The following is a 12,988-nucleotide window of genomic DNA, read 5'->3' on the forward strand; positions in this document are numbered from 1 at the left end:
CGCTTATTTATTTAAGGATCGGCGGGTTCTCGGGATCGCTACCGGGCACAGGCCGCGTCAGGTCACGGGCCTCGGGTTGCGGCAGGTCGAACCGCAATCCAACCTTCGCCAAAGACGCGGCAGCGGGGGATTCAGGAGCAAAGAACCCGACATCCATCGCTCCGGCTTCGATCCCCGAAAAGGTCAGCGCCTCGGATGCGGCTTTGGCCAGTGCCGATTGCGCCCCGTCCACGGCCCCGACAAAGCCCAGCAAGTGCCCCGAAGCCCCCGTTTCGGATTTGGTGCCGACCAGATAGGCCGCCTGCGCCAGACCGATTGCGGTCGACAGCTTTGTATCCAACGCCCGCAACAGGGTTTCCGGCAGACCGGTTGGAGGCAAAAACTCGGCCAGTTTCTCTTCGACCTCATCCGGCGCATGTTCCAGCGTTGTCGCCAGCCAGCCCAGCGCCTCGGACGGGATCAGCATCGAGGATGGCGCGACCTCGAGGTTCAGGCCCAGACCAATCCCCTGCCCTGCCAGCATCGACGACAGGATACGCCCCGAAAGCGCCGCGTAAGGAACCGGACGTCCGGCAAACTGCGCCAACCGATCCTCGCGATCAAAGGCCAGCACGAAACGGCCATCTGCGACGTCAAACAGCTCGGGCGAGATATTCTCGCCCTGCGCCTCTTCGGTCAGCATCAGGAACAGTTCACTATCGGCCAGCCGCTCAAAAAACCGCAGCCGGGCGGCATCGTCCTGCGGGGCGGCCTCCATCGCGGTATGCGCTGTGTCCAGCGCTGTTGCTTCAGTCATTCAGAACCTCTTGCACCCGTGCCCGCAAGGCCGGCAGCAGGTCGGTCTCGAACCACGGGTTTTTCTTGATCCATGCCGTATTGCGCCAGGACGGATGAGGCAAGGCAAAGATGTGCGGCGCGTGGTCCCGCCAATTACGAACCGTTTCGGTAACCGAACTGCGCACCCCGAGATGGTACTTATGGGCGTGCCCCCCGACCAACACTGTCAGAGGGACCGGCCCCAACGCCTGAACAACCCGGTCATGCCAGGTCTTGCGGCACAAGGCGGGCGGTGGCAGATCCGCTTTTCGCTCGTCATATCCGGGAAAGCAAAAGGCCATGGGCACGATGGACAGACGATCCCGATTGTAAAACACCCCCTCGTCGATCCCCAACCAATCGCGCAAGCGATCCCCGGAGGGGTCTGTAAAAGGCCGACCCGACTCATGTACCCGTGCGCCCGGAGCCTGCCCCGCAACCAGAATCGGAGTGCCAGCGCGGAACCAGACGACAGGGCGCGGCGCGTGCCGCGTCGCGGTTTGCGCAAACGCATCCGCACACAGCCGACAGGCCGAGATTTCCTTTTGCAGATCACTCATAGCCGCTGTCTTGCCCCGAAATCGTGAGTATCAAGGGAAGATAACCACCGTCCAACCTGCCGCCAAAACATCTTTTCGTGTTGATGTTTGCCACGATGTGATCTGCAGTTTGTGAAGGTGCATTGAACATTTGTTTCATAATTCGACATAATGTAGCCAACATGAAACGATAGACTTCGCATCCAAACGCCCATCGAAAAGAGCGATCAAACCAAAGGATTGAGCAGCAGGCCAAGCATGCTTGAGTTCGAGAATGTCAGTAAATCCTTCTGGACGGGGACGCGCCGCAAGGTGATCCTCGACCGGGTTTCGTTCCGTGTCGAACTCGGGACGTCGCTGGGTGTGCTTGCGCCGAACGGGACGGGAAAGACCACTCTGATCAATATGATGGCAGGTTTGGAAAAGCCCGATGAAGGGGTCATCCGGCGCGAGTGCAAGGTGTCTTTCCCGATGGGGTTTACCGGTGGTGTCTCCTCGAAGATGTCTGCATTGGAGAACGCACGCTATATCGCCAAAATCTACGGTATGGACCCCGACTATGTCGAAGCCTACTGCAGCTGGCTGTGCGGTCTCGGCGAGTATTTCAACCAGCCTATGGCCACCTATTCGTCGGGCATGAAGGCCAGATTCACCTTTGCGCTGATGCTGGCACTGGACTTCGACATGTATCTGATTGATGAGGGCATGCCCGCGTCTACGGATGTGGAATTCAACCATAAGGCCGGCGCGATCCTGCAGGAAAGGCTGCGCACGACAACGCTGGTCATCGTGTCGCACAGCCCGGCAACGCTGGAGAAATTTGTGAAACAGGCGGCTGTTCTGGTCGACGGCCAGTTGCGCATGTTTGAAACCTTGGAAGAGGCAAAGCAGTTATATGACTACGAAACCCAAGGTTAGAAAATACAACTGGCGTCACAGGGCACAATCCGGCGCCTCGCCCGAGGCCCGCTCGGACGCGATGGCGCGCATCCGCAGCGCTACGCAGGCCTCGTCGGGCGAAACGCAGCCCGGAACCGAGCTGGACGATATCAAGCGCGAGGGCCTGACCGGTCGACAATTGCGCATCGCCCGGCGTCTGGCCAGCAAACACGGGCTGGCGGCGACCTCGGACTATGACGCGGTGCGCCTGTTGCGCAAGAAGGGCATTGACCCGTTCCGACGCAGCAATTTGCTGGAGCTTGCCTCGGCAAATGCATCGGCGAAAACGGATGGTGACGAAACCGCACCCGTCCAGTTGCCACAACCGGTGAGCGAGGCCCCTCAGACCCTGCCGGGACCAGAGATGAGCCCGGCCGAGCGGCGCGATCGCGAAATCGGTCAGATCCAGAAGGACATTGCCCTCCGCCGAAAGAAAAAGCTGGCGGCGTTGTTCGCGCGGCTTGCGGTGTTCGTCTTTTTGCCCACCTTTGCGGTGGGGTACTATTTCTACCAGGTTGCAACCCCGATGTACGCCAGCGATTCCGCCTTTTCGATCCTGCAAGCTGATGGCGGCGGCGGAACGATTGGCGGCCTGTTGAGCGGAACCCAATATGCAACCGCGCAGGATTCGGTTTCCACCCAAGAGTTTCTCGAATCCAAGGACGCATTAGAGCGTTTGGAACGCGACATGGGCTTTTCCCAAATCTTCAAGCAGGAATGGATCGACCCGATCCAGAGGCTGCCTCAGGACGCCAGTCTGGAAGACACCCACAAGCTGTATAAACGTATGGTGACCATCGGATATGACCCAAGCGACGGGATTGTTCGGATGGAAGTCGCAGCCCCCGAACCTGAAATCGCTGTCGAACTGTCGCAACGCCTGATCTCTTACGCGGAAGAGCGGATCAACAGCCTGTCCGGCCTCAAGCGCGAAGATCAGATGCGCGATGCGCGCGAAGGGTTCGAGGCGGCGCAGACAGAGCGGCGCAAGGCGCAGGAAGCATTGATCGAGTTGCAGCTGCAGGGTGCCTTGCTGGACCCTGAAAACGTCATCGCTGGTCTTCGCGGTCGGATCAATGAGATCGAGGTCGCCATTCAGGATAAAGAGCTGGAACTGGCCGCCTTACAAGACAACCGTCGCCCAAACCAGGCCAAGGTCGATGGCGTCAGTGCCGATATCGCCCGACTGGAGGTTGTCTTGGCCGAATTGAACGCCGAGATGCTGGACGCATCCGCAGGCGAAAACTCGCTGGCGCGGTTGAGCGTCCGAATCCAGATGGCGCAGGCTGATCTGGCAGCGCGTGACATGATGCTGCAAACGGCAATGCAACAAATGGAAACCACGCGATCCGAAGCGAACCGCAAAGTGCGTTACCTGACGGTTTCGGTCAACCCAGTGGAGGCGCAGGACCCGACCTATCCAAGGAAGTTCGAAAATACGATTTTGGCTTTCCTGTTGTTTGCTGGTATCTACCTGATGATCTCGCTTACCGCGTCGGTCCTTCGTGAACAGGTATCCTCGTAAGACATATGAAACATGTAAAAATCTCCGACCTTACGGTCGGCAACGACCTTCCGCTTACCATCATCGCCGGCCCCTGCCAGCTTGAGACGGCGGACCATGCCCAGATGATTGCGGGCGCCATGAAAGAAGCCTGCGACGCGGCCGGGGCGCAGTATGTATTCAAGGCGTCGTATGACAAGGCGAACCGAACCTCTTTGTCCGGCAAGCGCGGCATGGGGATTGATGCGGGGCTGAAGGTTCTGGATGACATTCGCAGCACTATGGGCATTCCCGTGCTGACCGATGTCCACACCGAAGCCCAATGCGCCATCGCGGCCGAGGCCGTTGATATTCTGCAGATCCCAGCTTTTCTGTGCCGCCAGACCGATATGCTTTTGGCGGCGGGCGCAACGGGGAAGGCCGTGAACGTCAAGAAAGGCCAGTTTCTCGCCCCTTGGGAAATGGGCAACATTGTCGACAAGATCGAAAGCACTGGGAACCAGAACATTCTGCTGACGGAACGTGGAACCTCGTTCGGGTACAATACTCTGGTGGCCGATATGCGGGGCCTGCCACAAATGGCGAAGACGGGCTATCCGGTCGTGATGGACGCGACGCATTCGGTTCAACAGCCGGGTGGCAAGGGTGGCTCCTCGGGTGGCCAGCGCGAATTCGCGCCGGTGATGGCGCGCGCCGCCGTATCGCTGGGGATCGGAGCGGTGTTCATCGAAACCCATCAGGACCCCGACACAGCACCGTCTGATGGCCCCAACATGATCCCGTTGGATCAGATGCCCCATCTTGTTGACACATTGATGCGTTTTGATGCGCTGGCCAAAGCGAACCCGATTCAGATTTAACGATTGAGACTAGTTATGACCAAACCCATTCCCGAGGTGACCCCAAACACCTGGAGCTTTCTGCGCGACCCGATGATCAAACCCACAGGGTTCCGCGAATATGATGCACGCTGGAAATACCCTGATGAGATCAACCTGCCGGGCATGACCGCCCTTGGTCTGGGGATCGGTACTCAGATGCACAAACGCGGCATCGCGCCGGTCATTGCGGTCGGCAATGACTACCGCGATTATTCTCTGGCCATCAAAAACGCGCTGATCCTCGGCCTGATGCAGGCGGGTATTCAGGTGAAGGACATCGGCCCTGCCCTCAGCCCAATGGCCTATTTCGCGCAGTTCCATCTGGATGTTCCGGCGGTGGCGATGGTCACCGCCAGCCACAACCCCAACGGCTGGACCGGGGTTAAAATGGGTTTCGACCGACCGCTGACCCACGGCCCGGATGAGATGTCCGAACTGCGCGACATCGTTTTGAATGGTGAGACTGTGGCGCGCGAGGGCGGCTCGTACGAATTCGTCGACGGCGTGAAAGAGGCCTATATCGACGATCTGGTCGGCGATTTCAAAATGTCCCGCCCGCTCAAGGTGGTTTGCGCCACGGGTAATGGCACCGCCTCGGCCTTTGCACCCGAGATTTTTGAGCGGATCGGTGTCGAGGTTGTGCCCAGCCACACCGAACTCGACTACACGTTCCCGAACTACAACCCGAACCCCGAAGCCATGGAGATGTTGCACGACATGGCGAATTCGGTGAAATCCAGCGGCGCCGATCTGGCCTTGGGATTTGACGGCGACGGCGATCGCTGCGGTGTGGTCGATGACGAGGGCGAAGAGATCTTCGCCGACAAGGTCGGTGTCATCATGGCGCGCGATCTGGCCAAGCTGCATCCCGGCGCGACCTTCGTGGCCGACGTGAAATCCACCGGCCTGTTTGCCAGTGATCCGGAACTGCAGGCCCTCTGCGTCAAGGCGGACTATTGGAAAACCGGCCACAGCCATATGAAACGCCGGGTCAAAGAGATCGGAGCCCTCGCAGGGTTTGAGAAATCCGGTCACTACTTCCTCGCCGAGCCTGTTGGGCGCGGATATGACTGCGGGATGCGCGTGGCGGTGGAAATCTGCAAATTGATGGACCGCAACCCGGATCAGAGCATGTCCGACTTGCGCAAGGCCCTGCCCAAGACGTGGTCCACCCCAACCATGTCGCCCTACGCGGCGGATACCGAGAAATACGACATCCTGCAGCGCCTCGTGGACAAGCTGGTCGCCAAGGCCGACGCAGGCGATAGCTTCGCGGGCCGGGCGATCAAAGAGGTCGTCACCGTCAACGGCGCACGTGTCATTCTGGACAATGGCAGCTGGGGTCTGGTGCGGGCCTCGTCGAACACCCCCAATCTGGTGGTTGTCTGCGAAAGCAGCGAAAGCGAAGCAGAGATGCGGGCGATTTTTGCCGACATCGATGCTGTCATCCGGACCGAGCCCGGCGTCGGCGACTACGACCAAACGATCTAAAAGAAAGGGGCGCCGATACGCGCCCCGATCAATCCCCTCCGAACAGCTTGAACAAGCCTTTCTTGGCTTCCTCCTCTAGCTTGTCCTTCAGCACGTCCTCGATTTGATCCGTGTCTGTGATGGTCGTGTCCAGCTCTGACCCGACTTTTTCCAGAACCTTGGTTTTGGTGTCGTTTTCCAGATCTTTCAGCTTTCCTTCTGCCGCCGCCTCAATGACCTTTGTCAGGTCTGGGCGGATCGAAGGGTCGCTCCACGGACCGACGATGCGCACCGGCACGGCGATCCCTTCACCTGAATTGGCGCGCAGGGCGACCGGCGTGAACAGATAGTCGATATCGCGCGCGCCGATCCCGACGCGTCCCGCGCCATCCGCCCTGAAATTGTCCAGTGACATAAGCAGGTCATTGTTCGTCAGATTGCCGCCATCCATGGTGAAACTGGCCGTCAGGCTGTTGAACACAGTGGTCCCCCCGGACCCTTCGCCGCGCCCCATCAGCCGGTTCAGGTCGAAGCCGGAGATCACGCCTTTCCCGACCGCAATATCGCCCTTCCCGGACAGCGACCGCATGATCGCCTCCTCGGTCTGCCCGACGCCCAGAAACTCAAGCGAGGCCGAGGCCGTACCTGTCAGCCGTTCTATGCCTCCTAGCGTCGACAGCGCCTGCTGCACGTCGATTCCTTCAGCCTTGAAGTTTCCGCCGACGGACAGGCCGTTGCGATTGTTGGCCACCACTTGCCCGTTCAATTGCCCGGAAAACAGGGTTGCGGGTTGCATCTTCAGAACCGCACGCGATCGGTCGAGGGTGAGCGTCAGGTCGCTTTGTCCAAGCGTCATGTCCGGCACAGCGATGGAGGGCGCGGTGAGTCGAATCGACCCATTCGCCAAACCCAGCGCCGACGCGTCGATGGGCGTCGTCGACCATCCGTCGCTGGCAGAGGCCCCTCCACCACCGGATCCCGTGTCGACAGTGTCTGCGAAGGTCGAAAAATCCAGATCCCCGGCCCTCAAACGGGCTGTGATCTGTGGAGGGGCTGAAATCACGATATCCGCCTCGCCATCGAACCGGTTGTGATCCAGCACTGCAGTCATGTTTCGCAAAGAGACGCGACCGTCCCGCGTATATGTCATCTGCCCCGACACATCTGCCACACGCCCCAGACCATTGGGCACCGCCACCCCTGCCTGCCCGAACGCGGCCAGTATGGCGTCGGTATTGTTGGTCTTGACCTCGGTCTTGCCGTCCATTTCTCCTTCGATGGTCGCGCGCCCGTTGAAGGCGATACGCCCGCCCGGCGCTGTCATCGAAAGCTCCAGAGGTGCCGCGCCGCCCGAGGCGAAGGCTGGCAGGTCAGGCAGCTTCAACTCCACCTGAACAGTGCCACCGGGCACGGCCATATTGGCCTCCATGATCATCGGGGCCGAGACACCCGGCCATTGCGCCGAGAGGTTGACGTCCCGAAAATTCCACTTGGTCGCTCCGTTTTCGACAAAGATCAGGCGCGCTTTGCTCAGTTCAAGCCGGTCGAGCGTGATCGGTTGCGTCGCCTGAGGCGCGGGCGCTGTTCCTCCGCCGGTGCTGGCTGCGGAGGTTGGTGCGGTCAGTTCCCAATTCCCCCGCCCATTGGCGTATTCCAGCCGCAGAACCGGGCTGTCGGCAAAGACCCGTTTGATCCGGATCTCGCCCCCCCACAGCGCCGCCGCATCCACACCGAAAGACAGGCTTTCAGCGCTCAGCATCGGCTCAGACCCCGCCCAATCGGCGTTGCCGAAGGTGACCGGCCCCGTTTCAAGGCCAAGAACCGGCCAGAATGAGATCGAAACATCGCCCGAGAAGGTCAGGTCACGCCCCGTTTCCGCTTTAACCTGTTCAGCCAGTAGCGCCCCCAGTTTGTCGCCGGGCATTAACAAAAGCGCGCCCACGACAAGGCCCACAACGGCCACCAAGATGAACAGGATACGTATCAGCCATTTCATCGAACTGCTCTCCGCCTTCTTTGGCTTGTGTTTTAGGTATCATTCAAACCCACGGCCGCATTTGCAAGGGGAACCAATCCAAACTATATGCGGCCGCATGAGTAGCAATCCGCCAAACCTCCGCCCCGACCTTGCCCCGTCTGCCCGGATCACCGACACGCCGCGTTCAGGCCAGCCGACCATTGGTATGGTCTCATTGGGCTGCCCCAAAGCGCTGGTAGACAGCGAGCGCATCCTGACCAGGTTGCGCGCCGAAGGGTACGGCATTTCGCCCGATTATTCCGGGGCCGATGCCGTGATTGTGAACACCTGCGGGTTTCTGGACAGCGCCAAGGCCGAATCTCTGGACGCCATCGGCGAGGCTCTGGTCGAAAACGGCAAGGTCATCGTGACCGGCTGTTTGGGGGCCGAGCCGGACTATATCCGGGAACACCACCCGCGCATCATGGCCGTCACCGGCCCGCATCAATACGAGCAGGTTCTGGACGCAGTTCATGTGGCGGTGCCGCCTAATCCGGACCCCTTCGTGGACCTGTTGCCTGCCAGCTCGGTACAGCTGACTCCGCGGCATTACAGCTATCTGAAGATCTCCGAGGGCTGTAACCACAAGTGCAAGTTCTGCATCATCCCCGACATGCGCGGCAAGCTCGCCAGCCGTCCGGCCCATGCGGTGCTGCGCGAGGCCGAAAAGCTGGTCGACAACGGCGTGCGCGAGTTGCTGGTGATCAGTCAGGATACCTCGGCCTATGGGTTGGACCGGAAATACGATGTGAACCCGTGGAAAGATCGCGAGGTGCGCAGCCACATCACCGATCTGGCGCGCGAATTGGGGCAGCTCGATGCCTGGGTCCGGCTGCACTATGTCTACCCCTACCCGCATGTGCGCGAGTTGATCCCGCTGATGGCAGATGCGGGCTGCGCCGTGTTGCCCTATCTGGATATCCCCTTTCAGCACGCCCACCCGGATGTGCTGAAGCGCATGGCCCGTCCGGCGGCGGCTGCCAAAACACTCGATGAGATCAAGGCCTGGCGCGAGATTTGCCCGGACATCACTCTGCGCTCGACCTTCATCGTTGGCTATCCGGGTGAGACCGAGGCCGAATTCCAGACCCTGCTCGATTGGATGGACGAGGCGCAATTGGATCGTGTTGGTTGTTTTCAGTACGAAAACGTCGATGGTGCGCGCTCGAACGATCTGCCCGATCATGTGGCCCCCGAGGTCAAGCAGGACAGATGGGACCGTTTCATGGAGAAAGCGCAGGCGATCTCAGCGGCCAAACTGGACGCCAAGGTTGGTCAGACCCTTCAGGTTATCGTGGATGAGGTGGACGACGAGGCCGCGACTTGCCGAACCAAGGCCGATGCTCCCGAGATTGACGGCAACCTGTTCATTGATGAAGGGTTCGAAACCCTCAAACCCGGAGACCTCGTGACGGTCGAGGTCGATGAAGCGGGCGAGTATGACTTGTGGGGTAAACGGGTTTAATCTCCCCTAATTCTATGATCTGAAAGCTACAAAACAGATGGGGCAAGCGTGAGCGGAGTTTATTGGCGCTGGCCCGCCAAAGCCGCGATATTGAACTCGACACGGGTTGGAGGGTTTTATGTTTCGGTTTCCGGCGATCTCATCTCATTTCAAAATACTAGCGGTTGCGGCCATGATGCTGGCGCCTCCGGTAGCGGCGCAGCACGCGCATGGCGGCACGGTCAAGATTTTGTCGTTGGGTGGCAGCAAGCTGGTTATTCACAAGCGCAAGCAATTTGTTCACCGGCATCACGCAGCTCCGGTCCTCAAGCACAAGGTCAAACCGGCCAAGCGTGTCCTGCACCCGCGTCGAAAATTGGTACTCAAGCATCACAGGCCGCGGCATCTGAAACACAGATCATTTGGTCTGCGTCACAAGATACATCGTAAGTTTCGCTGAGCGCTTTAGGTTTTAAGCGTAGCTTAACGCGTCCTAGATCAGACCAATCAGCGCTACGGCCCAGGCGATCCCGGCGGCAATCGCGGTCAATGCAACGGCAGCACTCGCAGCATCTTTAGCCTGTCCCGCAAGCGGGTGATGATCGGTCGAGGTATAGTCAACCGCGCGTTCGATGGCCGTGTTGAACAGCTCAGCCACAAGCACCAGAACACCCATGACAAGGATCAAACCACGCTCGGCCCCGCTTATCGGCAACCACACAGCCAGCACCGCCGAGATCAGGTTGGCATAGCCCCAGACGCGAAAGGAATACTCCTCCCGCCAGGTGGCGAGCAATCCTTGCCAGCTCCACTTGGTACGGTCCTTGAGGCGGGAAAAGAAATTGAGCATGGGTCCTCGGGCGATTGCTGTCGTGCCGTTCTGAACCGTTGGCGCCTGCGGTGCAATGGGCAAGAAAAAACCGCCCCAAGGGCGGCAAAAACTCCGTTGGATGTGCAGACGGCCCGCATCGGGGCCGCCTGCAAAAACCTTATTGTACCGGGTTACAGACAGTCTGGCCTGCTTCGGTTGTTGCCAGCTCATACCCGCCCGGGCAGCTTGGCGTGCCAGCTTTGTCATAGCTCGGCTGAACAAATACGGGGGTCGGTTCTTCCTGCTGCGCACAGGCAGTCAGGATCAGGGCAAATGCACCAACGGCGGCGAACTTCAGTTTCATGTCCATCATTCCTTTATTACTTTGCTGATATTGCCCAATTTTCGGGGCCAGGACCAGAATACGGGCTGACAAGCAATCTGGCAACAGAATCAATCACAAAACCGTGAAACGCAGCGATTCCATGCCAGCATGATCGGCAATTTGCGACCTACGCGCCAAGACAGGCTACCTTTTTCGAAACTTAACCCTAGACTTTTTTCAGACATCAGCCAAAGGACGGAGTAGCCACATGTCTCAGCCCCCGATCATCGCCCAGGACTCGCCCATTCCCGTCGAGGTCGAAGAAGGGAAAAGCTATTTCTGGTGCTCCTGCGGCCAGTCCAAGCGGCAACCTTTCTGCGATGGCTCCCACAAAGGCAGCACGTTCGAGCCGGTCAAATACACTGCTGAGGCCAGCAAAAAGGTGTTCTTCTGCGGGTGTAAACACACGTCCAAGCAACCCCTGTGCGACGGGTCGCATTCCAAACTCTGATTGGCAGGTCAGGTCCTGAGCCCTCAGGCCTGTTCGGTCTGCGCGGCCTTGAGCGCGGCGAATTTCGCCCGATTCGGACAGGTCTGCGGTGCGTCTGCGCCCGCGGCCTGCCGATCCATCCATTCGGGGCAATCCTGCGCAGATGCGCACCCTCGGCAGAACTGGATCATCTCGGCCCATTCCTCTTGGCTGAGCTTGCCGGACCGATGCGCCTGAACAAGGTCTGCGCCGGTTGTCTGCCCCATGCGCAGGACCAGACGAAAATGGGTCATGATGTTTCCCAGATGCGGCATCCTATTAATCCGCGCTAGGGCATCAGTTTATGCAGCAAGTCTTTGTTGCGGCAGTATTCAGGGGTCCGGCTTAGAGACGACGCTTGAGCCAGCAGCGTTTGGCAATTGTCGGGATTGGGGCAATCGGTGCAGCGCAGTACCGCCTCTGAGAGCTGGTCCATGGACACATCGCCCCGGATCGTGGCTTCCTCCAGATCGATATCCAGCATGTTTGCCATGTCGTCCACCAAACCGGCATGCAATCGCAGTGATTTCAGGCTGGGCATGTTGCGTCCTTTCCCTGTGGCGCTGGCAAACAGGGTAGCAAGCATGGGCCAAAGGACTTTGATTCAGGTCAAGTTGGGGCGCTGATCCGGTCCAGATAGGCGCGCGTGGCGTCCTGAACGCGACGAAAGCGGTCTCCACCCAATTTCTTGCCACCATACCAGCGGGTGACGATGATCACGTGATTGCGCAGGCCTTCACGCTCCAACATACGTAAGATCACCATACCAGCGCCGCTTTCGCCATCGTCCGCCTTTAGTCCGCCAGTCGGCAAAACCGCTGCCCATGTATTATGCGTGGCCTTGGCATAGCTTTTGTCCGAACGCAGCGCGTCCAGCACCGCATCAATCTCGGCCCGCGATTCGACATGTGCGCCCGACACCGCGTATTTCGAGCCCCGATCCGTCAGAACGACCCCCATCCGCAACACATCCGTCATTGGGTCAATCCAAGCTGCCGGGCCGTTTCCTGAACGATCTGCACGCGCTGCGCGTTGGGTGGATGTGTGCTGAGGAACTTGTCAGCGGGATCCGGAATGCGGTCGAAGTACTTGGCACCGACCAAGGGGTTATACCCGGCATTGTAGGTGATAATGGTACCAAGTTGATCCGCCTCAAGCTCGAAGGCTTGGACATAGGCCTGCACGCCCACTTTAGCACCCAGTTTCTGCGCCTGTTCAATCTCGGCGTCGCTGCCGCCGCGAAGCCGCGCCAGGTCTCCGAATTTCGCGGCACTGGCGCTGGCATTTTCGCTTTGACGGGCGATATGACTCAGAACGTGATGGGCTGCCTCATGGCCCATGACAAAGGCCAGCTCATCTGCGTTCTGGGCAGACTGGATCATCGAGCGGGTAAAAATGATCACCGGCTGTTTTTTGTCGTCCAGCGTCTGAAACGCATTGGCCGGAGCCTTTGGGTTCAAGTCCACCAGAATTCGAAAGTCGCAGTTCTGACCCCTTGAGGCACGCAGACATTGCGCGCGTGCTTCGTCACCGATTGCCCGGCTCACCTCGCGGAAGGTCACAACCGTCACGGGCGCGTCCGAGGCCTCCCATTCGGCGACGGACTGCTCACGCAGGGTTTCCGCGCTGCATGCCGCCAGAAACAGTGCAATCACCAGAAGAATGAGTCGACGCATCAGGTTTCCTTCAAGCGGTCAGGCCTTAAGGGGAACA

16 protein-coding genes are annotated in these 12,988 nt (G+C 59.3%); 6 read left to right on the forward strand and 10 right to left on the reverse strand.

The window, feature by feature from the left end; all coding sequences use genetic code 11:
* Window positions 1-7: 7 nt before the first annotated feature.
* Together J7394_RS04480 and J7394_RS04485 are read right to left on the reverse strand one after the other, a co-directional pair.
* Window positions 8-796: an SseB family protein gene (locus J7394_RS04480; protein ID WP_209251273.1), complete on the reverse strand. Its 789-nt coding sequence runs from the start codon at window positions 794-796 to the stop codon at window positions 8-10.
* A complete protein-coding gene (locus tag J7394_RS04485; RefSeq protein ID WP_209251275.1) occupies window positions 789-1,376 on the reverse strand; it encodes a uracil-DNA glycosylase family protein in 588 nt (195 codons plus the stop codon). Before J7394_RS04485 ends, J7394_RS04480 begins: the two co-directional genes overlap by 8 nt.
* A gap of 237 nt (window positions 1,377-1,613) precedes the next feature.
* Here J7394_RS04485 and J7394_RS04490 point away from each other — a divergent pair, with 237 nt between their 5' ends.
* Genes J7394_RS04490 through J7394_RS04505 form a run of 4 tightly spaced genes read left to right on the forward strand, consistent with a single transcriptional unit; the run spans window position 1,614 to window position 6,170 of the window.
* Entirely contained in the window at window positions 1,614-2,273 is a 660-nt protein-coding gene (locus J7394_RS04490) for an ABC transporter ATP-binding protein (RefSeq protein WP_209251277.1), read from the forward strand.
* Window positions 2,251-3,819 carry a capsule biosynthesis protein gene (locus J7394_RS04495; protein WP_209251279.1) on the forward strand — a complete coding sequence of 523 codons (1,569 nt, stop codon included), beginning with the start codon at window positions 2,251-2,253 and terminating at the stop codon, window positions 3,817-3,819. Before J7394_RS04490 ends, J7394_RS04495 begins: the two co-directional genes overlap by 23 nt.
* Window positions 3,820-3,824: 5 nt before the next feature.
* A complete protein-coding gene (kdsA, locus tag J7394_RS04500; protein WP_170689277.1) occupies window positions 3,825-4,658 on the forward strand; it encodes a 3-deoxy-8-phosphooctulonate synthase in 834 nt (277 codons plus the stop codon).
* Between the two features lie 15 nt (window positions 4,659-4,673).
* Window positions 4,674-6,170, forward strand: a complete 1,497-nt coding sequence (locus tag J7394_RS04505) for a phosphomannomutase/phosphoglucomutase (RefSeq protein WP_209251281.1) — start codon at window positions 4,674-4,676, stop codon at window positions 6,168-6,170.
* A gap of 28 nt (window positions 6,171-6,198) precedes the next feature.
* Here J7394_RS04505 and J7394_RS04510 read toward each other — a convergent pair whose 3' ends face one another.
* Window positions 6,199-8,145, reverse strand: coding sequence for an AsmA family protein (locus tag J7394_RS04510; protein ID WP_209251283.1), 1,947 nt, complete (start codon window positions 8,143-8,145; stop codon window positions 6,199-6,201).
* 97 nt (window positions 8,146-8,242) lie between these two features.
* Between J7394_RS04510 and rimO the strand changes: the two genes are divergently transcribed.
* Window positions 8,243-9,631, forward strand: a complete 1,389-nt coding sequence (gene rimO / locus J7394_RS04515; protein ID WP_209251285.1) for a 30S ribosomal protein S12 methylthiotransferase RimO — start codon at window positions 8,243-8,245, stop codon at window positions 9,629-9,631.
* Between the two features lie 157 nt (window positions 9,632-9,788).
* On the opposite strand, the gene J7394_RS04520 is transcribed toward rimO, so the two are convergent.
* The 3 genes from J7394_RS04520 to J7394_RS04530 form a co-directional block, all read right to left on the reverse strand.
* Entirely contained in the window at window positions 9,789-10,001 is a 213-nt protein-coding gene (locus tag J7394_RS04520) for a hypothetical protein (RefSeq protein ID WP_209251287.1), read from the reverse strand.
* A 102-nt stretch (window positions 10,002-10,103) separates the two neighbouring features.
* Window positions 10,104-10,460 carry a diacylglycerol kinase gene (locus tag J7394_RS04525; RefSeq protein ID WP_209251289.1) on the reverse strand — a complete coding sequence of 119 codons (357 nt, stop codon included), beginning with the start codon at window positions 10,458-10,460 and terminating at the stop codon, window positions 10,104-10,106.
* A 139-nt stretch (window positions 10,461-10,599) separates the two neighbouring features.
* The gene (locus tag J7394_RS04530) at window positions 10,600-10,785 is read right to left on the reverse strand and encodes a hypothetical protein (RefSeq protein ID WP_247748062.1); all 186 of its coding nucleotides are present in this window, start codon (window positions 10,783-10,785) and stop codon (window positions 10,600-10,602) included.
* A 229-nt stretch (window positions 10,786-11,014) separates the two neighbouring features.
* On the opposite strand from J7394_RS04530, the gene J7394_RS04535 reads away from it, so the two are divergent.
* Window positions 11,015-11,257: a CDGSH iron-sulfur domain-containing protein gene (locus tag J7394_RS04535; protein ID WP_209251290.1), complete on the forward strand. Its 243-nt coding sequence runs from the start codon at window positions 11,015-11,017 to the stop codon at window positions 11,255-11,257.
* A 23-nt stretch (window positions 11,258-11,280) separates the two neighbouring features.
* Here the strand turns inward: J7394_RS04535 and J7394_RS04540 are convergent, their stop codons facing one another.
* From J7394_RS04540 to J7394_RS04555, 4 genes are all read right to left on the reverse strand, one after another.
* The gene (locus J7394_RS04540) at window positions 11,281-11,550 is read right to left on the reverse strand and encodes a DUF6455 family protein (protein WP_209251291.1); all 270 of its coding nucleotides are present in this window, start codon (window positions 11,548-11,550) and stop codon (window positions 11,281-11,283) included.
* A 14-nt stretch (window positions 11,551-11,564) separates the two neighbouring features.
* Window positions 11,565-11,816 carry a DUF6455 family protein gene (locus J7394_RS04545; protein ID WP_209251292.1) on the reverse strand — a complete coding sequence of 84 codons (252 nt, stop codon included), beginning with the start codon at window positions 11,814-11,816 and terminating at the stop codon, window positions 11,565-11,567.
* 68 nt (window positions 11,817-11,884) lie between these two features.
* Complete coding sequence (locus J7394_RS04550; protein ID WP_170480391.1) at window positions 11,885-12,253, reverse strand: YigZ family protein; 369 nt, start codon at window positions 12,251-12,253, stop codon at window positions 11,885-11,887.
* Window positions 12,250-12,951 (reverse strand): M48 family metallopeptidase, encoded by a 702-nt coding sequence (locus J7394_RS04555; RefSeq protein ID WP_209251293.1) that lies wholly within the window; start codon window positions 12,949-12,951, stop codon window positions 12,250-12,252. The genes J7394_RS04550 and J7394_RS04555 overlap by 4 nt, the downstream gene beginning before the upstream one ends.
* Window positions 12,952-12,988: the final 37 nt, after the last annotated feature.

It is taken from the genome of Ruegeria sp. R13_0 (assembly GCF_017743995.1).
Classification (GTDB): domain Bacteria; phylum Pseudomonadota; class Alphaproteobacteria; order Rhodobacterales; family Rhodobacteraceae; genus Ruegeria.